Genomic DNA, 24,115 nt, shown 5'->3' with positions numbered 1-24,115 from the left:
TCGGTCTGTGGATCAGGGCTGGTCCGGGCTGTCGATGGTCAGGCGCTGCTGCTCCTGTACAGCACTAGACAACGGCTCGCTGCGTCCGATCCATTCGCCTGCCTTGGCATTGCCCTCGCGGGAGATGCGCGCCACCAGTTGCACCTGTGCGAAGTTGGAGATCTTCAGCTGCGGCATCATCGCGTCGGCGTCACTGAGCAGCACCTCGGCCGGCAGTTCCTTCACCGTCAGGCGTTTCACCGCCAGCGGCATGGGCGGGCCTTCGGCGGCGCGGGCGAAGATGAACACCGCGTCGTCCGGCTGCACCTTGTCCTTGAGCGCGGCGGCCAGGTCCACACGGACCTTCAACTGCGGCATGGACTTGGTGAAGGTCTCCGGCTGCGGCTGGGCTTCACCCTTCTCGGCGAGCTTCTCGCGGGCCCGGTCGATGCCGCCCTGCAGGGCCGCGCGGGATGGGTCGTCCTGCGGCAGCACGGCGATCAGGCGCTCCCAGTAGCCGATGGCGTCGGTGAAGCGGCCATCCTCGAAACCGGCGATGCCCAGCAGGCCAAGGCTGGTGACTTCGTTGGCGTCGGCCTTCAGGGCCTCCTCGGTCAAGGCCTGCACCTCGGGGGTGAAGCGCTTGTCGCTGGCGAAATACAGTGCCTGCGCCCATTGCCCCAGCAGCTCGGGCTGGCGGCCGGCGATCTCCACGGCACGCTCGTAGGCCTTGGCGGCATCGGCGACGCGCTGCTGGGCCATGTAGGTGCGGCCGAGGAAGTACCAGCCCTCGGCGGAATCCGGCTGGGCCTTGACGACCTTCTCCAGGCGCGTGGTCATCTCTTCGATGGTCTGCGGCTGCTCGCGCATTTCGCGGGCCAGCTCCACCTTGTCGCTGGCGCCCCAGTGCAGGTACAGGCCGATGCCCAGCAGCGGCACCGCCAGTGCGGCGGCCAGCGGCAAGGCCTTGCCCAGGCGCGAGGTGCGGCCCAGGTCGGCGCCTTCGGTGTCGGCCAGCAGCTCACGGGCGGCTTCGGCACGGCCCGCTTCGAGTTGCGCTTCGGTCAGGGTGCCGGCGGCGCGCTGGCCCTGGAGTTCGGCCAGGCGCTCCTGGTACAGGGCGACGTTGAGTGCGGTGCGGTCCTCTTCGGCCTGGGCCTTGCGGCCACGCAGCACGGGGATCAGCAGGAATGCGAGGGCGACCAGCAGAAGCAGGCCGGCGGCGAGCCAGAAATCGATCATCAGTGGTTCTTGTCCTGAGTCTCTTGATTGAGCAGCGCATCCAGGCGGGCACGCTCATCGCTGGAAAGCAGTGCATCCTCCGGCGCGTTCTCCACGCGACGGCGACGCAGCACGATCACCCCGAGCACCAGCAGACCACCCACCAGCAGGCCCGCCGGGCCGTACCAGAGCAGCAGGGTGCGGCCGTTGACCGGCGGCTTGTAGCGCACGAAATCGCCATAGCGGGCCACCAGGAAGTCGACGATCTCGTCGTCGCCCTTGCCCTCTTCCAGCATGCGGAAGATCTCGCGACGCAGGTCGGTGGCAATGGGGGCGTTGGAGTCGGCGATGTTCTGGTTCTGGCACTTGGGGCAGCGCAGTTCCTCGGTGAGCACGCGGAAGCGCTCGCGCTCGGCCTCGTCCTTGAACTCGTAGGTGTCGATGGCCGCGCGGGCCACGCCGGTGAGGGCGAGGCCAAGGGCCAGGGCAGCGATCAGGCGCTTCATTGACCGGCCTCGTCGACCAGGGCCTGGTACAACGGCGCCAGTTGCTCACGCCAGACGACCTCGTCGATCACGCCGACGAACTTGTGGCGGATGATGCCGTCCTTGTCGATCAGGAAGGTCTCGGGAGCGCCATAAACGCCCAGGTCCAACCCGAGGCTGCCCTTCTCGTCGCGGATGTCCAGCTGGTAGGGGTTGTGGAACTCCTTCAGCCATTTCAGCGCAGCGGCGTTGTCATCCTTGTAGTTGACGCCGTGGATCACCACGCCCATCTGCGACAGCTTGTTCAGCACCGGGTGCTCGACCCGGCAGGAAATGCACCAGGTGCCCCAGACGTTGACCAGCGCCGGCTTGCCCTTGAGGTCCGCCTCGGTGAGGGTGCGCGAGCCGTCCACGGACTGCAGGGAGAACGCCGGGAACGGCTTGTCGATCAGCGCCGAGGGCAGCTCGGCGGGGTCGAGGAACAGCCCGCGGTAGAGGAACACCGCCACACCCAGGAAAATCACCAGGGGCAGCAACAGGATCAGGCGCTTCATGCTTGTGCTCCAGCCATGCCCAGTGCATCACGCACGCGGGTTTTCACCTTGACCCGATAACGCGGGTCGAACGCCGCCAGCACCCCGCCGAGGCCCATCAGCAGGCCACCGAACCAGATCCAGCGGACGAAGGGTTTGACGTGCACGCGCACGGCCCAGGCGCCATCGCCCAGGGGCTCGCCCAGGGCCACGTAGAGGTCGCGGGTCAGGCCGGCGTCGATGCCGGCCTCGGTCATCATCGACTGCTGCACGGTGTACAGGCGCTTCTCCGGGTGCAGCACGGCGATCTCGCGATCACCGTCGAGCACGCGCACGGTGCCCTTGTCGGAGGTGAAGTTGGGGCCTTCGTGGTGGGCAGCGCCCTCGAACACGAAGCGGTAGCCGGCCAGCTCCATGGACTCGCCCGGTGCCAGGCGCAGGTCGCGCTCGGCGCTGTACTGGCTGGAAAGCACCACACCCAGTGCACACACGGCGATGCCGAGGTGGGCCAGCTGCATGCCCCAGTAGCTGCGGGTCAGGCTGCGGGAGCCCTTGAGCAGGCCCTTGTGGCGGGTCTTGTCGAGCAGGTCGCGCACACCGGCCAGCACCACCCAGGCGGACAGGCAGCACACCGCCAGCACCGCCCAGTGGAAGTCACCGTACACGTATGCAGCCACCACGCCGAGCACCAGGCTGGCGATCAGCACCGGGCCGAGCATGCCCAGCAGCCACTTCACCGGGGTGTCCTTCCAGCGCACCAGCACGCCCACGGCCATCACCAGCATCAGCAGCGCCATCAGCGGCACGAACAGGGCATTGAAGTACGGCGGCCCCACCGACAGCTTGGCGCCGGAGATCGCGTCCAGCACCAGCGGGTAGAGGGTGCCGAGGAGAATCATCGAGGCAGCCACCACCAGCACCAGGTTGTTCACCAGCAGCAGGGTCTCGCGGGACCAGAGGGCGAAGCCCACCTGGCTCTTGACCACCGGCGCGCGGACGGCGAACAGGGTCAGCGAACCGCCCACCACCATCAGCAGGAAGATCAGGATGAACACCCCGCGCTCCGGGTCCGACGCGAAGGCATGCACCGAGGTGAGCACCCCGGAGCGGACCAGGAAGGTGCCCAGCAGGCTGAGGGAGAAGGCAGCGATGGCCAGCAGCACCGTCCAGCTCTTGAACACGCCGCGCTTCTCGGTCACCGCCAGGGAGTGGATCAGCGCGGTGCCCACCAGCCAGGGCATGAAGGAGGCGTTTTCCACCGGGTCCCAGAACCACCAGCCGCCCCAGCCGAGCTCGTAGTAGGCCCACCAGGAGCCCAGCACGATACCGACGGTGAGGAAGGCCCAGGCGACGATGGTCCACGGGCGCGACCAGCGTGCCCAGGCAGCGTCGAGGCGACCGCCCAGCAGCGCGGCGATGGCGAAGGCGAAGGCCACCGAGAAGCCCACGTAGCCCATGTAGAGCATCGGCGGGTGAACGATCAGGCCGAAGTCCTGCAGCAGCGGGTTGAGGTCGTTGCCGTCGGCCGGCATGTTCGGCAGCAGGCGATTGAAGGGGTTGGAGGTGATGATCAGGAACGACAGGAAGCCGATGCTGATGATCCCCATCACCGCGAGCACGCGGGCCAGCATCACCTCCGGCAGTTGGCGGGAGAACACCGACACGGCGAAGGTCCAGCCGCCGAGGATCAGCGCCCAGAGCAGCAGCGAGCCCTCGTGGGCGCCCCATACGGCGCTGAACTTGTAGTACCAGGGCAACGCGCTGTTGGAGTTGCTGGCCACATAGGAGACGGAGAAGTCGTCGACCATGAAGGCGTAGGTGAGGCAACCGAAGGCGAAGGCGAGGAAGGCGAACTGCCCCCAGGCCGCCGGCTGGGCCAGGCTCATCCATTGGCGGTCGCCGCGCCAGGCGCCGATCAGCGGCAGGGTCGCCTGCACGGCGGCCATGCACAGGGCGAGGATCAGGGCCAGGTGGCCGAGTTCGGGAATCATGGGTCAGCCCTCTTTCTTCGCGGGGGCCATCTGGCCGCTTTCTTTCAGCGCCTTGGTCACTTCCGGCGGCATGTACTTCTCGTCGTGCTTGGCCAGCACTTCATCGGCCACCAGCACGCCGTCAGCGTCCAGTTTGCCCAGGGCGACGATGCCCTGCCCTTCGCGGAACAGGTCCGGAAGGATGCCGTGGTAGCGGATGGTCACGTCCTTGGCGAAGTCGGTGACCACGAACTGCACCTCGAGGGAGTCCTGCGAGCGTTGCACCGAACCGTCGCGGACCATGCCGCCCGCGCGGATGCGGGTGTCCTTGGGCGCTTCGCCGTTGGCGATCTGCGTGGGGGTGTAGAACAGGTTGATGTTCTGTTGCAGCGCCGACAACGCCAGCGCCACGGCGATTCCCACACCGGCCAGGATGGCCAGGATGATGAACAGGCGCTTCTTGCGGATCGGATTCACTTCGACTCCTCCCGGCGCAAACGACGCGCCTCGTCTTGCAGGTAGCGACGGCGCGCCAGCAGCGGCAGCGCGACGTTGAGAATCAGGATGGCCAGGCTGATGCCGTAAGCGCTCCAGACATAGAGGCCGTGATGGCCCATGGCGATGAACTCACCGAACGACGCGAAATTCACGATGCCTTCTCCACCAGTGCCTTGACCTCGGCCTTGACCCAGCTGGCCCGCGCCTCGCGGCGCAGCACATCGAGGCGCATGCGCATCATCAGGACCGCGGCGAAGAAGCAGTAGAAGCCCAGCACCATGATCAGCAGCGGCACCCACATCTCGGCAGGCATGGCCGGCTTCTCGGTCACGGTGAAGGTCGCCGGCTGGTGCAGGGTGTTCCACCACTCCACCGAGTACTTGATGATCGGGATGTTGATCACGCCGACGATGGCCAGCACCGAGCAGGCCTTGGCGGCGCTGTCACGATTGCTGATCGCCTGGCCCAGGGCAATGACACCGAAGTAGAGGAAAAGGAGGATGAGCATCGACGTCAGTCGGGCATCCCAGACCCACCAGGCGCCCCAGGTCGGGCGGCCCCAGATGGCACCGGTAAGCAGCGCGATGGCGGTCATCCAGGCGCCGATGGGGGCGGCGGCCTGCAAGGCGACGTCGGCGAGCTTCATCTTCCACACCAGCCCGACCACGCCGCACACCGCCAGCATCACGTAGCAGGACTGCGCCAGGAAGGCGGCCGGCACGTGGATGTAGATGATGCGGAAGCTATTGCCCTGCTGGTAGTCCGGCGGCGCGAAGGCCAGGCCCCAGACCAGGCCGGCGGTGATCAGGATGCCCGCCGCCCAGGCGAACCAGGGCAGCCAGCGGCCGCTGATCTCGTAGAACCATTTGGGCGAGCCCAGCTTGTGGAACCAGGTCCAGTTCATGAAAGCTGCCTCAAAACTACTGCGCTTGCCGGTACTGCGTTGAAAGCAGGCTCGGGCTGCTCATTTAGGGCGACTAAACTCCGCGCCCTCGCCTGCTTTCGCCTTGTCTCGGCTGCGCTCGCTACGTTTTTCAACAGCTTTCTCATGATCAGGCAACTCTGTTTCTTATTCGCCGACGCTGATGGTCAGGCCGGCGGCTATGGCAAAGGGAGTCAGGGTCACCGCCAGAGCGGTGAGGCAGGCCAGCCACAACAGGTGGCCGACTGCAGGCAGTCCTTGCAGGGCCGCTTGCATCGCCCCGCTGCCAAGAATCAGCACCGGGATGTACAGCGGCAGAATCAATAGCGCCAGCAATAGCCCGCCGCGCTTGAGGCCCACGGTCAGGGCCGCACCGACGGCGCCGAGCAGGCTCAGCACCGGCGTTCCCAGCAGCAGCGAGCCGAGCAGCACCGGCAGGCAGCGCGCTGGCAGGCCCAGCATCAGCGCCAGCAGGGGCGCCAGCAGTACCAATGCCAGCCCGGAAAAAAGCCAGTGTGCCAGCACCTTGGCCAAAACCAGAAGCGGCAGGGGGTGCGGCGAAACGACCCACTGTTCAAGCGAGCCATCTTCGAAATCACTGCGGAAAAGCCCGTCCAGCGAGAGCAGGACGGCCAATAGGGCCGCCACCCAGACCAGCCCCGGAGAAAGGCTTTGCAACAATTGCGTCTCCGGGCCGACGGCCAGGGGGAACAGAGCGATGACGATAGCGAAGAACACCAGGGGGTTGGCCAGCTCCGCCGGTCGGCGGAACAGCAAGCGCGCCTCACGGGCCACGACCAGGCTGAATACACGGATCATGCGGCGCGTCGCCCCAGGTCGAGTTCGCGGTAGCCGGCGGGAACGCGGCTCATGCTGTGGTGGGTGGTGAACACCACCAGGCCGCCGTTATCGCAGTGCTGCGCCAGGTGCTCTTCCAGTTGCGCCACGCCCTGCTTGTCGAGGGCGGTGAAGGGTTCGTCGAGGATCCACAGCGGCGGCGCATCGAGGTAGAGGCGCGCCAGGGCCACGCGGCGCTGCTGGCCGGCGGACAGGGTATGGCAGGGCACATCTTCGAAGCCGCGCAAGCCTACCGCGTCCAGCGCCTGCCAGATGGCATCGCGGCTGGCCGGCTGGTGCAGGGCACAGAGCCAGGCGAGGTTCTCTTCGGGGCTGAGCAGCCCCTTGATGCCGGCGGCATGGCCGATCCAGAGCAGTTCGCGGGCCAGTTCACCGCGCTGCCCGGCCAGGGCGACGCCCTTCAGCCGTACTTCGCCGGCGGTGGGCTGCATCAGCCCGCAGAGCAGGCGCAGCAGGCTGGTCTTGCCGCTGCCGTTGGGGCCGGCCACCTGCAGCATCTCGCCATGGCCGAGGCGCAGGTCGAGCCGCTCGAACAGCATGCGCCAGTCGCGCTCGCAGGCGAGATCGTGGGTCTCGAGATAAGGACTGGTCACGGCAACGGATACCCTGGGGGGAACTCAAGTCATGGAGGTGCCGGCCGCTATACTCAGGTACGCGCAAAACAGCGCCCGGCCCGGACGGGGCGGCATTATACATGTCATCCACGGCCCCCGAAGGGGGCTTTCAACAGGTTGTAACCCTTTGATGACCGAGATCAGCACCTCGCGCCCCATCAGCGCCACACCACCGGCCAGCCGCCCCGTGCAAACGGTCGCGGAAGCCGCGATCAAGCTGCTGCAACCGATCAACGGCCTGCTCTCGGCGGGGGAAAGCGCGGACGCGGAAGTGGTGAGCGTCAAGGAGTCGGCACAGAACAGCTTCCAGGTGCTGCTCAAGCTCACGCTCAACGGTGGCCAGCAGACCACGGTGGAAGCCAGCAGCAACCGCCCCCTGGCCCAGGGCAGCCTGATCAACGTCACCGCCGTCTCGGAAACCAAGCTGATGGTGGCCCTGCAACCCGGCGGCACCGCAGCGCTGGACAGCATCGACCTCGACCAGCTGCCGGTGGGTACCCTGGTGCAGGGCAAGGTGGTTTCCAGCGAGCAACTGGCCGAAGCGCGCACCACGGTCTATCGCTCGCTGATCAACCTGATCAATACCCCCCTGGCCGGCCGCCAGATGGCGGTGGAAGGCCCGCTGCCGCTGCCCCTCGGCAGCCTGCTGAGTGCCCAGGTGCAGAGCAGCCAGTCGCTGCAGTTCCTCCCCCTCTCCGCCCAGCTCGACCAGCTCGCCCTGACCCAGCAACTGGCCAACCAGCAAAGCCGCCAGGGCTCACTGGAAGGCCTGGTACAAGCCTTGAAGGGCATGGGCGACGAGCTGCCGAGCAACCTTCGCGGCACCGTCGACCGGCTGCTGAACAGCTTGCCCGACGCGGCCCAGCTCAGTGACTCCAAGCTCCTGGCCAAGGCCATGGAAAACAGCGGCGCGCTGCTGGAGGCCCGGCTGCTGGCCGGCCACGGCGCGGCCCTCGGCCAGGACATCAAGGGCAACCTGCTGCGCCTGATCGCCCAGTTGCTGCCCAACCTGCCCAATGGCCCGGCCGCACTGCCCACCGCCGGCGCCAGCAACGCCATGGCCCAGGCCTTGCCGGCCTTCATCCGCAGCGCCCTGGGCTCCCTCGGCCAGGCCAGCGCCCGCCAGCAGGCACTGAGCTTTCCCCTGCCCTCGCGCCTGGCGCAGCAGGCCGAAGGCGAAGGTGACCTGGAGCTGCTGCTGAAGATGGCCGCCGCTGCGGTCTCGCGCCTGCAGACCCACCAGCTGTCGAGCCTGGCCCAGTCGCAGATGACCCCCGAGGGCAACCTGCTGACCACCTGGCAGCTGGAACTGCCCATGCGCAACAACCAGGACATCGTGCCCCTGCAGGTCAAGGTGCAGCAGGAGCAAAGCCCGCAGAAACGCAGCAAGGAAGAACAGAAGGACACCCTGTGGCGCATCGAGCTGGCGTTCGACATGGAGCCATTGGGGCCGCTGCAGGTGCAGGCGCAATTGCTGCGCGGCGCCATCTCCAGCCAGCTCTGGGCCGAACGGGCCCGCACCGCCAGCCTGATCGACGGCGAGCTGCCCAACCTGCGCGAGCGCCTGGTTTCCGCCGGCCTCGAAGTCAGCGAGCTGGCCTGCCGCCAGGGCATACCGCCGCAAGGCCCGCGTACCAACCTGCAACAGCGCTGGGTGGACGAAACCGCATGAGCCCCCTCTCCTTCCCGCGCCCCCGGAGCAACCCGCAATGACCCAGGCCAAGCAGCCGCGCCAGGCCATCGCCCTGTCCTACGACGGTGTCTCCGCCCCGAGCCTCACCGCCAAGGGCGACGACGAGCTGGCGGAAGCGATTCTCGCCATCGCCCGCGAATACGAAGTGCCGATCTATGAGAACGCCGAACTGGTGCGCCTGCTGGCGCGCATGGAGTTGGGCGAGGCGATTCCCGAGGCGCTGTATCGCACCCTCGCCGAAATCATCGCCTTCGCCTGGTACCTCAAGGGCAAGTGCCCCGCCGGTTTCGTCGCCGACGGCGAGCGCGACGTCACCCCACCGGTACCGCTGCTGGGCGGCCCTAGGGGCTGAGGGCCAGCACCTCGCCTTCCACCCCCTTGCCCAGGGGGAAGTCCAGCAGTTGCCAGGCGAAATAGCCCTCGCGGAAGTAGAACACCTGCTTGTAGCCCCAGCTCACGGCGAGCTGCGCCGCCAAGGCGCCACGGGGGCAGACGTCGCTGTCGCAGTAGATGACCAGGGGCACGTGCCGGGGCCAGTGGGGCATGGCCAGCCCGGCGAAGCGGTCGGCCAGGTCGAGGTGCACCGCCCCGTGCACATGGCCCCAGCTCCATTCCGCCGAAGGCCGCACATCGATGAACAGCGCACCGTAGTCATATAGCCGCTTGGCCTGGAGCACGTTGACCGTGGTCGCGCCCTTGACGCGCAGGGGCGCCTCCTCGGCCTGGGCCAGGGGCAGAACGCAAAGCAGCAGGAAGGACAGAACACGCATGGCGGCGCTCGCGGAATCGGGACCCGAGTCTTGAGCTTAGGCAGCGAGGGGCGCCGGCCTTGGAACTATTGGTTCAGAGCGGGCGCGTTCGTTAGAGCAGGAGGGAGTTAAAGCGGGGTTCAGCCTTGTTTCTGCTTGCGGGCCAATTGCAGCTTGCTGACCAGCTCGGCCTCGGCCTGGGTCAGGCCACAGGAATGGGTCAGGTCATCGACGCTGGCACCCATGCCGGCAAGGCGCGCGGCCTGGGTGAAGGACAGGCTGCTGGGGTCGCGCTGCTCGATCTGGCTGACCTTGTCCGGCAGCGGCGCCACCACGCGGCGCAGCTCGTGCAGCTCCTCGCCCATGCGGATGGAGCCGCTGAGGTAGGCGTCGAGCCGACGCGCCAGCTCCTTGATGCGCTGGTCGCGCACCGCATCGCGCTTGGCCTGCTCCTCGGCCGCCAGGCGTTGCCCCTTCTGCAGCCGCACGCAGGTGACTGCGAGGGCTGCACAAGCGACCGCCAGGACCAGCAGCGCGATCTCGATCAGCACGTCAGATGCTCTCCAGCTCCGACCACTCTTCCTCGCTCATCATCTTGTCCAGCTCGACCAGGATCAGCAGCTCGCCGTTCTTGTTGCAGACGCCCTGGATGAACTTGGCCGATTCCTCGTTGCCCACGTTGGGCGCGGTCTCGACCTCGGACTGACGCAGGTAGACCACTTCGGCGACGCTGTCGACGAGGATGCCCACGACCTGCTTGTCCGCCTCGATGATGACGATGCGGGTGTTGTCGGTGACCGACGCCGAATCCAGGCCGAAGCGCTGGCGGGTGTCGATCACGGTGACCACGTTACCGCGCAGGTTGATGATGCCCAGCACATAGCTCGGAGCACCCGGGACCGGCGCGATCTCGGTGTAACGCAGGACTTCCTGGACCTGCATCACGTTGATGCCGTAGGTCTCGTTATCCAGGCGGAAAGTCACCCATTGCAGGATGGGATCTTCGGAACCTTGCCCTGACGATTTCTTCATGTTCCCTAGCCTCTTCTTGAACCGCCCGGGGCGGCGTTCGCGGGTTCTGCCCGCTTGTTTCAAATCCGGAGCGCCGCGCTTTCGCGAGGCGCAGGTGTTCAGTTGAGCGACATCTTCTTGACGGCACCACTGGCGATCAGTTCAGCCAGGGCGGCGACGTCCAGCAACGCGCACATGTGTTCGATCACGGTACCGGCGAGCCACGGACGCTGGGTCCGCTGGCTGCGCCATTTGATTTCGCTCGGGTCCAGGCGGATGGAACGGCTCACCTGGTGCACGGCCAGGCCCCACTCGTAGCCCTGGACGGAGATAACGTACTGCAAGCCTTCGCGGAAATCATCGCGGTAGCGGTCCGGCATGACCCAGCGCGCGGTGTCGAGCACCTTCAGGTTGCCCCCCTGGCTCGGCAGGATGCCGAGGAACCAGTCGGGCTGGCCGAACAGCGGCGTGAGTTCCTGGCCGGCCAGCGGGTAGATGGAGCCCAGGCACACCAGCGGCACCGCGAGGGTGAGGCCGGCGACATCGAACAGCAGGCACTCGAAGGGTTCTTCAGCCCAGCTGGGGCGGCCGTCGGAGGCCACCGGCTCGCTGTCCAGCAGCGGCGCGTTGGCGGTCTTCAGCTCGGCCACCGGCTCCACCAGGGTCGGGCGGGCGACTGGCGTCACAGGGGCAATGGGGGCGGCAGGCGGTGGGACAGGCGCCGGCGCTACGGGCTTGACCTCGGTACGCAGCTCCGTCGGCGCGGCGACCAGGGTGCGCAGCGGCGTGGCCTCCAGCACCGGCCTGGCCACGGGCGCAGGCGCCGAGACCGCCGCGGCGATCGGGGCAGGCGCCGGGGCCGGCACGGCGGCGATCACCGGTTTGACGGTCAGCCGGGCATCACGAACCTGTTCCTCCAGCACGGCAGCCTCGAACTCGTCCAGGCTGATGCTGTCGGCGAATTCGACGGCCGCTTCCTGCAGCAGGGAATCGAGGTAGGACTGCAAGGCCAGCTGCGGCCTTGTGGCGGTGGCGACGGTACGGCTCATGGATGGGACCTGCAGGAGTGGACTCCACAGTCTATCGGCAGCAAGGCTGCGGGACTTGAGGTATGCAGTTCAGCATAGTCGGTCATTTCAGGCTACCTGGGCGGCCAGTTGCTGACTGAGCAAATGCTTGAGCAGCGCGCGATAGGCGATCACCCCGCGGCTGTTGGAATCGTATTGCGACGGCGTCACCCCGGCGCGGCTGGCATCGCGCAGGCGGGTGTCCACCGGGATATAGGCCGGCCACAGGTGCTCGGGGTAGGAATTGCGCAGCACCCGCAGGGTATTCAGGGAGGCCTGGGTACGGCGGTCGAACAGGGTCGGCACGATGGTGTAGGGCAGCGCCTGCTTGCGCGAGCGGTTGATCATCGCCAGGGTGCTGACCATGCGCTCCAGGCCTTTGACGGCGAGGAACTCGGTCTGCACCGGGATCACCAGCTGCTGGCTGGCGGCCAGGGCGTTGACCATCAGCACGCCCAGCAGCGGCGGGCTGTCGATGATGGCGTGGTCGAATTCCTGCCACAGCTGCGCCAGGCTCTTGGCGATCACCAGGCCCAGGCCGTTCTGCCCGGGCGACTGGCGCTCCAGGGTGGCCAGCGCGGTGCTGGAGGGGAGCAGCGAGATGCGTTCGTGGCTGGTCTGCAGCAGCAGTTGGCGCGGCAGGCCATCGGGCACCGTGCCCTGGTGCAGGAACAGGTCGAAGCAGCTGTGTTCCAGGGTGTCCGGGTCATGCCCGAAGTAGCTGGTCATGGAACCGTGGGGGTCGAGGTCGACCACGACCACGCGCTTGCCGGCATCGGCCAGCAGGCCCGCCAGTGCGATCGACGAGGTGGTCTTGCCCACTCCACCCTTTTGATTGGCTACCGCCCAAACTCTCATGTTCTTCATCCTCCCGGCAGAAACGCCGCCTTGCCGAGAATCATTGTCCGCCCGCTGGGGCCGGCGACGGGGAATTGACGGCCCCCGCTGCTGGGGGCCTCGCTTCTGGCGCTGGTGCAGGTTGCGTGCCAGCACGCTGCAGGGCGCCATCCGGTTTTGCATTGGCGCTGCCTACGCCGCTAACCGCACGACGCACGTCCAGGTTGCGCGACACCACCAATACCACGCGCCGGTTGCGCCCGCGCCCTTCGGCCGTCGCATTGTCCGCCACCGGCTGGAACTCGCCATAGCCGACCGCGGCCAGGCGCGCCGGGTTCACGCCATCCATCGAGAGCATGCGCACGATGCTCGAGGCCCGTGCCGTAGACAGCTCCCAATTGGAAGGATAGTTCGCCGTATTGATCGGCAGGTTATCGGTGAAACCTTCTACGTGCACCGGGTTTTCGTAGGGCGCCAGGATCTTGGCCACCTTCTCGATCAGGGTGAAGGCCTCGTTCGCCGGTATCGCGTCGCCGCTGGGGAACAGCAGGCTGGAGTTGAGCTCGATCTCCACCCACAGCTCATTGCCGCGAACCGTCATCTGCCCGTCCTTGATCAGCTCGCCAAAGGCCTCGTTGATGTCCTGGCTGATCTCCTGCAGCGGATCGGTGGCCGCGCTCGGCGTGTCGCTGGAGCCACTGTCGGTCATGGACTTGTCCGCTTCGGTGGTACGCGGACGCTCATCGCCAACGGGGATCGGCTTGATCGAACGATCCGGCTGGTTGAAGACGCCGGTGAGGGTCTCCGAGAGGATCTTGTACTTGCCTTCGTTGATCGAGGAGATGGAGTACATCACCACGAAAAAGGCGAACAGCAGGGTGATGAAGTCCGCGTAGGAGACCAGCCAACGCTCGTGATTCTCGTGTTCTTCCTGGTGACGTCTGCGGGCCATATCGCCTCCATCAATCCATGAAGCCTTGCAGCTTCAACTCGATGGAGCGGGGATTCTCGCCCTCGCCGATGGAGAGGATGCCTTCGAGCAGCATCTCCCGGTAGCGCGACTGGCGCATGGCGATGGACTTGAGCTTGTTACCGATGGGCAGCAGCAGCAGGTTGGCGAAGCCGACGCCGTAGATGGTGGCGACGAAGGCCACGGCGATGCCGCCGCCCAGCTGGCTGGGGTCCGCCAGGTTGCCCATGACGTGGATCAGGCCCATCACCGCACCGATGATGCCGATGGTCGGCGCGTAGCCGCCCATGCTTTCGAACACCTTGGCGGCCTGGATATCACGGGCTTCCTGGGTGTAGAGGTCCACCTCGAGGATGCTGCGGATGGCTTCCGGTTCGGCACCGTCCACCAGCAGCTGCAGGCCCTTGCGGGCGTACGGGTCCGGCTCGGAATCGGCGATGGGCTCGAGGCCCAGCAGGCCTTCCTTGCGGGCAGCCATGCTCCAGCCGACCACGCGATTGATGCCGCCGGCCAGGTCGATCTGCGGGGGGAAGATGATCCAGCGAATGGTCACCAGGGACCGCTTGAACACACTCATCGGGGTCTGCAGGAACGCAGCCCCGAGGGTACCGCCCACCACGATCAGCGCAGCGGGGCCGTTGAGCAACGCCCCCGCGTGGCCACCTTCGAGGTAGTTGCCGCCGATGATGGCGACGAGCGCAAGTATGACGCCGACAACGCTCAGTACATCCATTGACGCGCGTTCTCCATTACAGGCACGCCTCGGCTATGTGCCTGCCGATATCGTCGAGCCCGTAGACGGCGTCGGCCAGGTTGGCCTTCACGATGGCCATGGGCATGCCGTAGATCACGCAACTGGCTTCATCCTGCGCCCAGACCTGGCTGCCGCCCTGCTTGAGCAGGCGCGCGCCTTCCCGGCCATCGGCGCCCATGCCGGTGAGCACCACCGCCAGGACCTTGTCGTTATAGGCCTTGGCCGCCGAGCCGAAGGTGATGTCGACGCAGGGCTTGTAGTTCAGCCGCTCGTCACCCGGAAGGATGCGCACGGTGCCACGGCCGTCGACCATCATCTGCTTGCCACCGGGCGCCAACAGGGCCAGGCCGGGGCGCAGCACGTCACCGTCCTCGGCTTCCTTGACGGAAATCCGGCAGAGCTTGTCGAGACGCTCGGCGAAGGCTTTGGTGAAAGCCGCCGGCATGTGCTGGATCAGGACGATGGGCGCCGGAAAGTTACCGGGCAGCTGGGTCAGCACCCGCTGCAGGGCCACCGGGCCGCCAGTGGACGTGCCGATGGCCACCAGCTTGTATGACTTGCGCTTGGGAGCCGGGCTGGAAGAACCGCCCGAGCTGGAAGCCGGCGCAGGGGCGACACCGGCGCTGGGGCGCGACGGGGCCGGCGCGGGCGCAGCGTGGCTGGGCGCAGGAGACGGAGCCGCCGGTGCCGGGCTGTAGCTGCTGTAGCGACGGTTGCTGCGGGCGATGCTGTGCACCTTCTCGCAGAGCAGTTGCTTGACCTTGTCGGGGTTGCGCGAGATGTCCTCGAAGTTCTTCGGCAGGAAATCCACCGCACCCGCATCGAGGGCGTCGAGGGTCACCCGGGCGCCTTCGTGGGTCAGGGAGGAGAACATCAGCACGGGGGTCGGGCAGCGCTGCATGATGTGCCGCACCGCGGTGATGCCGTCCATCATCGGCATCTCGTAGTCCATGGTGATCACGTCCGGCTTGAGCGCCAGCGCCTGATCGATGGCCTCGCGGCCATTGGTGGCGGTACCGACCACCTGGATATTGGAGTCGGCGGACAGAATCTCCGAGACACGACGGCGGAAGAAACCGGAGTCATCAACCACCAGAACCTTGACTGCCATAAACACTCCTAACAGGCGGCCACCGAGGCCGCCTAAACGATCAACCGCGGCGCGCGTAGCGCTTGAGCATGCTCGGCACGTCGAGAATCAGGGCGATGCGTCCATCGCCGGTGATGGTGGCGCCGGACATGCCGGGAGTGCCCTGGAGCATCTTGCCCAGGGGCTTGATCACCACCTCTTCCTGGCCGACCAGCTGGTCCACCACGAAGCCGATGCGCTGGGTGCCCACGGAGAGGATCACCACATGGCCTTCGCCCTGTTCCTCGTGGGCAGCGTTACGCACCAGCCAGCGCTTGAGGTAGAACAGCGGCAGTGCCTTGTCGCGCACGATCACCACTTCCTGGCCGTCCACCACGTTGGTGCGCGACAGGTCGAGGTGGAAGATCTCGTTGACGTTGACCAGCGGGAAGGCGAAGGCCTGATTGCCCAGCATCACCATCAGGGTCGGCATGATCGCCAGGGTCAGCGGCACCTTGATGACGATCTTCGAGCCCTGCCCCTTCTGCGAGAACACGTTGACCGTGCCGTTGAGCTGGGAAATCTTGGTCTTCACCACGTCCATGCCGACACCGCGGCCGGAGACGTCGGAAATCTCGGTCTTGGTCGAGAAGCCCGGGGCGAAGATCAGGTTGTAGCACTCGAGATCGGTCAGGCGGTCGGCGGCGTCCTTGTCCAGCAGCCCCTTCTCCACCGCCTTGGCGCGGAGGATATTGGCGTCCATCCCCTTGCCGTCGTCGGTGATCATCAGAAGGATGTGGTCGCCTTCCTGTTCGGCGGAAAGCACCACGCGGCCGGTGCGTGGCTTGCCGGCGGCCTCGCGCTCCTCGGGCGTCTCGACGCCGTGGTCGACGGCGTTGCGCACCAAGTGGACCAGCGGGTCGGCCAGTGCTTCGACCAGGTTCTTGTCGAGGTCGGTCTCTTCACCCACCAGCTCGAGGTTGATCTCTTTCTTCAGGTTGCGCGCCAGGTCGCGGACCAGGCGCGGGAAGCGGCCGAAGACTTTCTTGATCGGCTGCATGCGGGTCTTCATGACCGCGGTCTGCAGATCGGCGGTGACCACATCGAGGTTGGACACGGCCTTGGCCATGGACTCGTCGCCGCTGTTCAGACCCAGGCGCACCAGGCGGTTACGCACCAGTACCAGCTCGCCGACCATGTTCATGATCTCGTCCAGGCGCGCGGTGTCGACGCGTACCGTGGTCTCGGCCTCGCTGGCGGCGGAAGCGGCCTTGTCGCCACCCGCGGCAGGCGCAGGAGCGGCCGCAGGCTTGGCAGCGGGCTTGGCCGGTTCGGCAGCCTTGGGTGCTGCAGCCGGTTTCGCGGCGGCAGGCTTGGCGGCCGGAGCGGCAGCGGGCTTGGCCGGCGCAGCCGGTTTGGCAGGGGCTGCCTCCGCGGCTTCAGCAACGAACTTGCCCTTGCCGTGGAGCTGGTCGAGCAGCGCTTCGAATTCGTCGTCGGTGATGTTTTCGCCGGCACCGGCGGCGGCAGGCGCCTCGGGGGCCTTGGCAGCGGGTGCAGGTGCCTCGACCTCAGCCGGGGCCACGAACTTGCCCTTGCCGTGCAGTTGATCGAGCAGTGCTTCGAACTCGTCGTCGCTGATCTCGTCACCGCCACCGGCAGGTGCTGCAGGCGCGGGCGCCGGAGCGGCGGCCTTGGCAGGCGCAGCAGGGGCCTGCTCGGCCACGAACTTGCCCTTGCCGTGCAGTTGGTCGAGCAGCGCTTCGAACTCGTCGTCGCTGATTTCGTCAGCACCGGCAACGGCCGATGAGGCCGCACTGGCGCTCGACTCGGCAGCGGGCTCATCGAGCACGTTGAGCAGCTGTTCGAACTCGCTGTCGGTGATATCGCCGGACGCGGCTTCGACTTCCGCAGCGGGCTCCGGTTCTGGCTCGGGCTCGGGCTCGTATTCCGGCTCGGCCGCCTCGTCACCACCCGGCTCGGCCAGGCGCGCCAGGGCAGCCAGCAGCTCAGGCGTGGCCGGCGTCGGCTCGGCGCGCTCGCGTACCTGGCTGAACATCTCGTTGACCGTGTCCAGCGCTTGCAGGACCACGTCCATGAGCTCCGCCGTCACACGGCGTTCGCCCTTGCGCAGGATGTCGAAGACGTTCTCGGCGATGTGGCAGCACTCCACCAGCGCATTCAGCTGGAGGAAGCCGGCACCACCCTTGACCGTGTGGAAGCCGCGGAAAATGGCATTGAGCAGATCCATATCGTCCGGACGGCTCTCGAGCTCGACCAGCTGTTCGGACAATTGCTCCAATATTTCGCCGGCCTCAACCAGGAAGTCCTGGAGGATTTCTTCATCGGCGTCGAAGCTCATTCGGTTGCTCCCTAGAATCCAAGGCTGGATAACAGATCATCGACATCGACCTGACCGGACACGACATCATCACGCTTATCGGCATTGATCTGCGGACCTTCACCCCTGGAAGGCTCTTTTTGTTTTTCTTTTTCAGCCACGATCTCCGCACGGTCGTGGTGGATACCAGCGAAGCGATCGACATCGCTGGCCATCAGTACCAATTTCACCAGGTTGCTCTCGACCTCGGTGACCAGTTGGGTGACGCGCTTGATCACCTGGCCGGTGAGATCCTGATAGTCCTGGGCAAGGAGGATGTCGTTCATCCTCGACGAAAGCTGTTCGGTGTCGCGTTGACTGCGAGCAAGGAAAGTCTCGATGCGCTTGGCCAGGTCGCGGAAGGCGTCCGCGCCAATTTCCCGACGCATGAAGCGGCCCCACTCCTCTCCCAGGCTCTGGGCTTCATCGCCTAGGCCGTTGAGCAGCGGTGCGCTCTCCTCCACCAGGTCCATGGTCCGGTTCGCGGCCTTCTCGGTCATCTTCACCACGTAGGAAAGACGATCCGTGGCGTCGGCGATCTGCGAAACCTCGGTGGCATGGGGCAGGTGCGGGTCGATCTGGAAGTTGACGATCGCGGTGTGCAACTCGCGCGTCAGCTTGCCGACCTCTTGGTAAAGCCCGCGATCACGGACCTTGTTGAGTTCATGGATGAGTTGCACGGCATCGCCGAAATTGCCCTTTTCAAGGGTATCGACCAGCTCGCGCGCATGGTTTTTCAGGGTCGACTCAAGGTCTCCCGGTTGGGAATCTTTTTGGTCCATGGCGTCCTCGCGACTGGCATCAGCCGTTGACCCGTTCGAAGATCTTCTCGATCTTCTCTTTGAGCACCTGGGCGGTGAAAGGCTTGACCACATAGCCGTTCACACCGGCCTGGGCCGCTTCGATGATCTGGTCACGCTTGGCCTCGGCCGTCACCATCAGCACCGGCAGGTGCTTGAGGCGCTCGTCGGCACGCACGGCGCGCAACAGATCGATCCCGGTCATACCCGGCATGTTCCAGTCGGTGACCAGGAAATCGAAATTGCCGCTGTGCAGCATGGGTAGAGCGGTGGTGCCATCATCGGCCTCTGCGGTATTGGTGAAACCCAAGTCACGCAGGAGGTTCTTGATGATGCGTCTCATCGTCGAGAAATCGTCCACGATGAGGATTTTCATGTTCTTGTCCAAATCGACCTCCGTACAGTCCTAAACGCCCCCGAATAACGGGGGCGTCGATCAATCGAAAAACCGGCGTGCCAATCAGTGCGCGCGCCATTCACCCAGCCGCGACCGCAAGCGTGCGGCACATTGGCTGTGCAACTGGCTGACCCGCGATTCACTGACCCCCAGCACTTCGCCGATTTCCTTCAAATTCAGCTCTTCGTCGTAATACAGCGCCAGTACCAAGCGCTCTCGTTCCGGCAGATTGGCGATGGCGTCGGCCAGCGCCGCCTGGAAGCGCTCGTCTTCCAGATCATTCGAAGGTTCGAGATGGGTGACTCCGGTGTCTTCGTGCGTCGCGCCATGCTCACCGTCCTGCAACAGGTCGTCGAAGCTGAACAGGCGGCTGCCCAAAGTGTCGCTCAGGATGCCGTAGTAATCTTCGAGACTCAATCCAAGTTCGGCCGCAACTTCCTGATCTTTAGCGTCTCGCCCGGTTCTTGCCTCAATTTTCCGGATGGCATCGCTCACCATCCGGGTGTTGCGATGGACCGAGCGTGGTGCCCAATCCCCTTTTCTCACTTCATCGAGCATGGCACCGCGGATGCGGATGCCGGCATAGGTCTCGAAACTTGCGCCCTTGCTGGAATCGTATTTCTTCGAGGCTTCGAGCAGGCCGATCATGCCGGCCTGCATCAGGTCCTCCACCTGGACATTGGCCGGCAAGCGGCCCAGCAGGTGGTAGGCGATACGTTTGACCAGCGGCGCATAACGCTCGATCAGCTGGTGCTGGGAATCCCTAGCCTGTGCCTTGTTGTACATACGAAGTCCACTAGCGGGTGTCATATGGCCGAATCCGCGATCGGTTGCTGCACCAGGCGCTCCACGAAGAACTCCAGATGACCGCGTGGGTTGGCCGGGAGGGGCCAGCTGTCCACTTTCTGGGCTATCGCCTTGAACGCCAGGGCGCACTTCGAGCGCGGGAAGGCTTCGTAAACCGCGCGCTGCTTCTGCACGGCCTTGCGTACGGATTCGTCATAGGGCACCGCGCCGACGTATTGCAAGGCCACATCCAGGAAGCGATCAGTCACTTTGGTCAGCTTAGCAAAGAGGTTGCGACCCTCCTGCGGACTGTGTGCCATGTTGGCCAATACGCGGAAACGGCTCATGCCGTAATCGCGGTTGAGCAGCTTGATCAAAGCATAGGCGTCGGTGATGGAGGTGGGCTCGTCGCACACGACTACGATCACTTCCTGCGCCGCGCGCACGAAGCTGACCACCGCGTCGCCGATGCCGGCGGCGGTGTCGATCACCAGGACGTCGAGGTTGTCGCTGATCTCGCTGAAGGCCTGGATCAGGCCGGCGTGCTGCATGGGCGAGAGCTGCACCATGCTTTGGGTGCCCGAGGCGGCCGGCACGATACGGACGCCGCCCGGGCCCTGCAGCAGCACGTCACGCAGGTCGCACTCGCCGGCGATCACGTCGGCCAGGGTGCGCTTGGCGGTGAGGCCGAGCAGTACGTCGACGTTGGCCAGGCCAAGGTCGGCGTCCAGCAGCATGACCCGACGACCGAGATCGGCGAGGGCCAGCGAAAGGTTCACCGACACGTTGGTCTTGCCGACGCCACCTTTGCCGCCGGTTACGGCAATCACCTGTACGGGATGCAAACTACCCATTTATTACACCTTGTCTCACGTCGACTGGGCCACTTGGCGGGCTCGTGCCACTCATCCGGAGTGGCTGGGGTTCTATCCGACTCGGCGGGCCGGGTTCTGGTACAGCCCGGCGAACAGGTCGGCCATGGCTTCTTCGCTGGGGTCCTCCGGCGTCTGCAGACTCACTGCACGGCTCACCAGCTGGTGGCTGCGGGGGATCTGCAGATCATCCGGAATCCGAGGCCCGTCAGCGAGATAGGCTACCGGGAGATGCTGGCCGATAGCCAGTCCTAAAACCTCTCCCAGGCTCGCCGCTTCGTCGAGCTTGGTCAGGATGCAGCCAGAAAGACCGCAACGCTTATAACTATGGTAGGCCGCCTTTAGCACTTGGCTCTGACTCGTTGCAGCCAGCACCAGATAGTTCCTGGCTTTGACACCGCGGCTGGCCAACGTTTCCAACTGCATTTTAAGCGCAGGATCGGTCGCCGGCAGGCCTGCGGTGTCAATCAGCACCACACGCTTGCGCGCCAGCGGAGCCAGCGCCTGGGTCAGGGACTGGCCGGGATCGACATGGGTCACCGACACGTTGAGGATGCGGCCGAGGGTCTTCAGTTGCTCCTGGGCGCCGATGCGGTAGCTGTCCATGCTCACCAGGGCGATCTGCTGGGCGCCGTATTTGAGTACGTAGCGCGCAGCCAGCTTCGCCAGGGTGGTGGTCTTGCCCATCCCGGCGGGGCCGACCAGGGCGATCACACCGCCCTCTTCCAGCGGCTCCTGTTGCGGCGTGCGGATGGCGTGGGCCAGGTGGGCCAGGACCATGCGCCAGGCCTGGCGCGGATCCTTGACGGAGGCGACACGCTCCATCAGGGCACGGGACAATTCAGCAGACAGGCCCATGCGCTGCAGGCGACGCCAGAGGCCGGCCTGCTGCGGACGGCGGCTCTGCATCTGGCCCCAGGCGATGGAGCCCAGCTGGACTTCAATGAGTTCACGCAGGCCGTTGAGCTCGAAACGCATGGCATCCAGGCTGCGTTGGTCGGCGGCGGCCGGTGCGGGGGCCTTCGGCTGGGCAGCAGGTGCCGCCACCGGCGAGGCGCTGGCACGCTCGGTGCGTTGCGGGCGCATGGCGGCGGCAAGGCTTTCCGCAGACACGTCCGAACGGTCGGCAACCAGCTGGCGGTTCTTGCCGGCGTCGGCCTGGCCACCGCGGTTGCTCAGCTCGGCATGGGCCTCGGCGATGCGGGCCTGGGTACGGCGCAGCTCGGCTTCGAGGGCCGGGTTGGGCTTGCTCGGCGCGGGAGCCGGCATGGGATAGTCGAGCGCGGCGGTGATCTCCACCCCACCGGCGACCCGACGGGTACCGATGATGGAGGCATCCGCGCCCAGTTCGTCCCGCACCAGTTTCATGGCCTGGCGCATATCCGCAGCGAAGAAGCGTTTGACCTGCATGGCCTGTGACCTCGGTTAGTTCTGCCCCACAGTCGAGACTATGGTGACCTGCTTGTTGTCCGGTATTTCCTGGTAGGCCAGCACGTGCATGGTTGGCACGGCGAGCCTTGCGAAGCGCGACAGCATCGCCCGGATCGGCCCGGCTACCAGCAGGATGGCCTGCTTGCCGAGCATTTCCTGGCGCTGCGCCGCTTCCACCAGGGAACGTTGCAGCTTCTCGGCCATGCCAGGCTCCAGGAGGATGCCATCCTCGGAGCCTTGTCCGGCCTTCTGCATGCTACTGAGCAATATCTGTTCCAACCTGGGCTCCAGGGTGATCACAGGCAGCTCCGGCTCTAGTCCCACAATGCTTTGCACGATTGCGCGGCTCAGCGCCACGCGAACCGCCGCCACCATCGCGGCGGGATCTTGACTCTTCGGTGCGACGTTGGCGATGGCCTCGGCGATGGTGCGGATGTCGCGCACCGGTACCTGTTCCTGCAGCAGCGCCTGCAGCACCTTGAGCAGGGTCGACAGCGAAACCAGGCCCGGAACCAGCTCTTCCGCCAGCTTGGGCGAGCTCTTGGCCAGCAATTGCATGAGCTGCTGCACTTCTTCGTGCCCCAGCAGCTCGTGGGCGTGCTTGTGCAGGATCTGGTTGAGGTGGGTGGCGACCACGGTGCTGGCGTCCACCACCGTGTAGCCGAGGGACTGCGCCTGGTCACGCTGGCTGCCGTCGATCCACACGGCCTCCAGGCCAAACGCCGGATCCTTGGCGGCGATGCCGTTGAGGGTGCCGAACACCTGGCCGGGGTTGATCGCCAGCTCGCGGTCCGGGTAGACCTCCGCCTCGGCCACGCTGACGCCCATCAGGGTCAGGCGATAGGCATTGGGCAGCAGGTCGAGGTTGTCGCGGATGTGCACCGAAGGCATGAGGAAGCCCATTTCCTGGGACAGCTTCTTGCGTACGCCCTTGATGCGGGTGAGCAGTTGGCCACCCTGGTTACGGTCCACCAGGGGAATCAGGCGGTAGCCGACTTCCAGGCCGACCATGTCCACCGGGGTGACGTCGTCCCAGCCCAGCTCCTTGGTTTCCGGGGCACGCTGGGCCGGTAGCAGTTCCTGCTGGCGCTGCGCTTCCTGGACAGCCACTTCCTTCTCCTTCTGGCTCTTGCGCCAGATCCACCAGGCACCGCCGGCGGCGATCAGGCCAAGGCCGAGGAAGGGCACGTGGGGCATGCCCGGGACCAGGCCCATGGCGACGAGGATCGCGGCGGAAACGGCCAGCGCCTTGGGCGAGGCGAACATCTGGCGGTTGACCTGCTGGCCCATGTCTTCGGAGCTGGAAACGCGGGTCACCATGATCGCGGCGGCGGTGGACAGCAGCAGCGAGGGGATCTGCGCCACCAGGCCGTCACCGATGGTCAGCAGGGAGTAGATGCGCCCGGCGTCGCCGAAGGTCAGGCCGTGCTGGATGATGCCGATGGCCATGCCACCGATCAGGTTGATGAAGAGGATCAGCAGGCCGGCGATGGCGTCACCGCGGACGAACTTGCTGGCACCGTCCATGGAGCCGTAGAAGTCGGCTTCCTGGGAGACTTCGGCGCGGCGCTTCTTGGCTTCGGCCTGGTCGATGATGCCGGCGTTGAGGTCGGCGTCGATCGCCATCTGCTTGCCGGGCATGGCGTCCAGGGTGAAGCGTGCGCTCACCTCGGAGATACGCCCGGCACCCTTGGTGACCACCACGAAGTTGATGATCATCAGGATGGCGAAGATCACCGCACCGACCACGTAGTTGCCGCCGATGACCACTTCACCGAAGGCCTGGATCACCTTGCCAGCGGCGTCGTGACCGTCCTGGCCGTGGAGCAGCACCACGCGGCTGGAGGCCACGTTCAGCGCCAGGCGCAGCAGGGTCGAGACCAGCAGGATGGTGGGGAAGACCGCGAAGTCCAGCGGGCGCAGGGCGTAGACGCTGACCAGCAAAACCACGATGGAGAGTGCGATGTTGAAGGTGAAGAACACGTCCAGAAGGAACGGCGGCACCGGCAACATCATCATGCCCAGCATGATCAGCACCAGCAGCGGCACCCCCAGGTTGCCCCGGGACAGGCTGGCGACATTGCCGCGCACGTTGCCGATCAGTTGCGAACGATCCAAATCTCTACCCTCAAGCAGTGGCGAAACACAGCCCTCGCCCATTCAATCTTTTGACGCGCGGATGCGCGCAGCAGGGCTTGTGCAAGAAGCTCACCAACTTC

26 protein-coding genes are annotated in these 24,115 nt (G+C 65.7%); 2 read left to right on the top strand and 24 right to left on the bottom strand.

The genetic code is table 11. From position 1 onward, the window contains the following. Positions 1 to 12: 12 nt before the first annotated feature. From ccmI to ccmA, 9 genes are all read right to left on the bottom strand, one after another. Positions 13 to 1,221: a c-type cytochrome biogenesis protein CcmI gene (gene ccmI / locus OEJ36_RS14435; protein ID WP_263402069.1), complete on the bottom strand. Its 1,209-nt coding sequence runs from the start codon at positions 1,219 to 1,221 to the stop codon at positions 13 to 15. Beyond that, positions 1,221 to 1,706 carry a cytochrome c-type biogenesis protein gene (locus tag OEJ36_RS14430; RefSeq protein WP_263402068.1) on the bottom strand — a complete coding sequence of 162 codons (486 nt, stop codon included), beginning with the start codon at positions 1,704 to 1,706 and terminating at the stop codon, positions 1,221 to 1,223. The genes ccmI and OEJ36_RS14430 overlap by 1 nt, the downstream gene beginning before the upstream one ends. Further along, positions 1,703 to 2,239 (bottom strand): DsbE family thiol:disulfide interchange protein, encoded by a 537-nt coding sequence (locus tag OEJ36_RS14425; RefSeq protein WP_263402067.1) that lies wholly within the window; start codon positions 2,237 to 2,239, stop codon positions 1,703 to 1,705. The genes OEJ36_RS14430 and OEJ36_RS14425 overlap by 4 nt, the downstream gene beginning before the upstream one ends. Then, entirely contained in the window at positions 2,236 to 4,209 is a 1,974-nt protein-coding gene (locus tag OEJ36_RS14420; protein ID WP_263402066.1) for a heme lyase CcmF/NrfE family subunit, read from the bottom strand. Before OEJ36_RS14420 ends, OEJ36_RS14425 begins: the two co-directional genes overlap by 4 nt. Before the next feature lie 3 nt (positions 4,210 to 4,212). Beyond that, on the bottom strand, positions 4,213 to 4,665 hold the full coding sequence (ccmE, locus tag OEJ36_RS14415) for a cytochrome c maturation protein CcmE (protein WP_021220558.1): 453 nt from the start codon (positions 4,663 to 4,665) through the stop codon (positions 4,213 to 4,215). Beyond that, positions 4,662 to 4,838 carry a heme exporter protein CcmD gene (gene ccmD / locus OEJ36_RS14410; protein WP_043245772.1) on the bottom strand — a complete coding sequence of 59 codons (177 nt, stop codon included), beginning with the start codon at positions 4,836 to 4,838 and terminating at the stop codon, positions 4,662 to 4,664. Before ccmD ends, ccmE begins: the two co-directional genes overlap by 4 nt. Next, on the bottom strand, positions 4,835 to 5,590 hold the full coding sequence (locus OEJ36_RS14405) for a heme ABC transporter permease (RefSeq protein ID WP_021220560.1): 756 nt from the start codon (positions 5,588 to 5,590) through the stop codon (positions 4,835 to 4,837). Before OEJ36_RS14405 ends, ccmD begins: the two co-directional genes overlap by 4 nt. 165 nt (positions 5,591 to 5,755) lie before the next feature. Continuing rightward, positions 5,756 to 6,427 carry a heme exporter protein CcmB gene (gene ccmB / locus OEJ36_RS14400; RefSeq protein ID WP_021220561.1) on the bottom strand — a complete coding sequence of 224 codons (672 nt, stop codon included), beginning with the start codon at positions 6,425 to 6,427 and terminating at the stop codon, positions 5,756 to 5,758. Further along, positions 6,424 to 7,059, bottom strand: coding sequence for a cytochrome c biogenesis heme-transporting ATPase CcmA (gene ccmA / locus OEJ36_RS14395; RefSeq protein WP_263402065.1), 636 nt, complete (start codon positions 7,057 to 7,059; stop codon positions 6,424 to 6,426). The genes ccmB and ccmA overlap by 4 nt, the downstream gene beginning before the upstream one ends. 151 nt (positions 7,060 to 7,210) lie before the next feature. Here ccmA and OEJ36_RS14390 point away from each other — a divergent pair, with 151 nt between their 5' ends. Together OEJ36_RS14390 and OEJ36_RS14385 are read left to right on the top strand one after the other, a co-directional pair. Next, on the top strand, positions 7,211 to 8,752 hold the full coding sequence (locus tag OEJ36_RS14390; RefSeq protein WP_263402064.1) for a flagellar hook-length control protein FliK: 1,542 nt from the start codon (positions 7,211 to 7,213) through the stop codon (positions 8,750 to 8,752). A 37-nt stretch (positions 8,753 to 8,789) separates the two neighbouring features. Beyond that, positions 8,790 to 9,125 (top strand): EscU/YscU/HrcU family type III secretion system export apparatus switch protein, encoded by a 336-nt coding sequence (locus OEJ36_RS14385; RefSeq protein WP_021220564.1) that lies wholly within the window; start codon positions 8,790 to 8,792, stop codon positions 9,123 to 9,125. Here the strand turns inward: OEJ36_RS14385 and OEJ36_RS14380 are convergent. The 15 genes from OEJ36_RS14380 to flhA all read right to left on the bottom strand — a co-directional run bounded on the left by OEJ36_RS14380 (position 9,115) and on the right by flhA (position 24,014). Then, positions 9,115 to 9,543, bottom strand: a complete 429-nt coding sequence (locus OEJ36_RS14380) for a rhodanese-like domain-containing protein (protein WP_021220565.1) — start codon at positions 9,541 to 9,543, stop codon at positions 9,115 to 9,117. The genes OEJ36_RS14385 and OEJ36_RS14380 overlap by 11 nt on opposite strands. Positions 9,544 to 9,662: 119 nt before the next feature. Beyond that, positions 9,663 to 10,070 carry a DUF2802 domain-containing protein gene (locus OEJ36_RS14375; RefSeq protein WP_169708443.1) on the bottom strand — a complete coding sequence of 136 codons (408 nt, stop codon included), beginning with the start codon at positions 10,068 to 10,070 and terminating at the stop codon, positions 9,663 to 9,665. Positions 10,071 to 10,074: 4 nt separating this feature from the next. After that, positions 10,075 to 10,554, bottom strand: coding sequence for a chemotaxis protein CheW (locus OEJ36_RS14370; protein WP_021220567.1), 480 nt, complete (start codon positions 10,552 to 10,554; stop codon positions 10,075 to 10,077). Positions 10,555 to 10,652: 98 nt separating this feature from the next. After that, entirely contained in the window at positions 10,653 to 11,582 is a 930-nt protein-coding gene (locus OEJ36_RS14365) for a CheW domain-containing protein (RefSeq protein WP_263402063.1), read from the bottom strand. A gap of 87 nt (positions 11,583 to 11,669) precedes the next feature. Further along, positions 11,670 to 12,458, bottom strand: a complete 789-nt coding sequence (locus tag OEJ36_RS14360) for a ParA family protein (RefSeq protein ID WP_031288163.1) — start codon at positions 12,456 to 12,458, stop codon at positions 11,670 to 11,672. Positions 12,459 to 12,498: 40 nt separating this feature from the next. Further along, positions 12,499 to 13,389, bottom strand: a complete 891-nt coding sequence (motD, locus tag OEJ36_RS14355) for a flagellar motor protein MotD (protein ID WP_263402062.1) — start codon at positions 13,387 to 13,389, stop codon at positions 12,499 to 12,501. 10 nt (positions 13,390 to 13,399) lie between these two features. Continuing rightward, positions 13,400 to 14,140, bottom strand: coding sequence for a flagellar motor protein (locus OEJ36_RS14350; protein ID WP_021220571.1), 741 nt, complete (start codon positions 14,138 to 14,140; stop codon positions 13,400 to 13,402). Positions 14,141 to 14,156: 16 nt separating this feature from the next. Beyond that, positions 14,157 to 15,272 carry a chemotaxis response regulator protein-glutamate methylesterase gene (locus OEJ36_RS14345; RefSeq protein WP_263402061.1) on the bottom strand — a complete coding sequence of 372 codons (1,116 nt, stop codon included), beginning with the start codon at positions 15,270 to 15,272 and terminating at the stop codon, positions 14,157 to 14,159. A 40-nt stretch (positions 15,273 to 15,312) separates the two neighbouring features. Beyond that, a complete protein-coding gene (locus OEJ36_RS14340; protein ID WP_263402060.1) occupies positions 15,313 to 17,592 on the bottom strand; it encodes a chemotaxis protein CheA in 2,280 nt (759 codons plus the stop codon). A gap of 11 nt (positions 17,593 to 17,603) precedes the next feature. Next, positions 17,604 to 18,392 (bottom strand): protein phosphatase CheZ, encoded by a 789-nt coding sequence (locus OEJ36_RS14335; RefSeq protein ID WP_021220574.1) that lies wholly within the window; start codon positions 18,390 to 18,392, stop codon positions 17,604 to 17,606. A 19-nt stretch (positions 18,393 to 18,411) separates the two neighbouring features. Next, positions 18,412 to 18,786, bottom strand: coding sequence for a chemotaxis response regulator CheY (locus OEJ36_RS14330; RefSeq protein ID WP_003083073.1), 375 nt, complete (start codon positions 18,784 to 18,786; stop codon positions 18,412 to 18,414). An 84-nt stretch (positions 18,787 to 18,870) separates the two neighbouring features. After that, positions 18,871 to 19,617: an RNA polymerase sigma factor FliA gene (gene fliA, locus OEJ36_RS14325; protein ID WP_031288164.1), complete on the bottom strand. Its 747-nt coding sequence runs from the start codon at positions 19,615 to 19,617 to the stop codon at positions 18,871 to 18,873. After that, positions 19,614 to 20,447, bottom strand: coding sequence for a flagellar synthesis regulator FleN (fleN, locus tag OEJ36_RS14320; RefSeq protein WP_021220576.1), 834 nt, complete (start codon positions 20,445 to 20,447; stop codon positions 19,614 to 19,616). The genes fliA and fleN overlap by 4 nt, the downstream gene beginning before the upstream one ends. A 72-nt stretch (positions 20,448 to 20,519) precedes the next feature. Next, positions 20,520 to 21,875, bottom strand: a complete 1,356-nt coding sequence (gene flhF / locus OEJ36_RS14315) for a flagellar biosynthesis protein FlhF (RefSeq protein ID WP_263402059.1) — start codon at positions 21,873 to 21,875, stop codon at positions 20,520 to 20,522. Between the two features lie 15 nt (positions 21,876 to 21,890). Further along, positions 21,891 to 24,014, bottom strand: coding sequence for a flagellar biosynthesis protein FlhA (flhA, locus tag OEJ36_RS14310; RefSeq protein WP_263402058.1), 2,124 nt, complete (start codon positions 24,012 to 24,014; stop codon positions 21,891 to 21,893). Positions 24,015 to 24,115 lie beyond the last annotated feature (101 nt).

The sequence above is a fragment of the Pseudomonas sp. PDM13 genome (genome assembly GCF_025685765.1).
Taxonomy (GTDB): Bacteria; Pseudomonadota; Gammaproteobacteria; order Pseudomonadales; family Pseudomonadaceae; genus Metapseudomonas; species Metapseudomonas solani.
The sequence above is the reverse complement of the archived record's forward strand: the minus strand, read 5'-3'. Positions and strand labels throughout refer to the sequence as shown.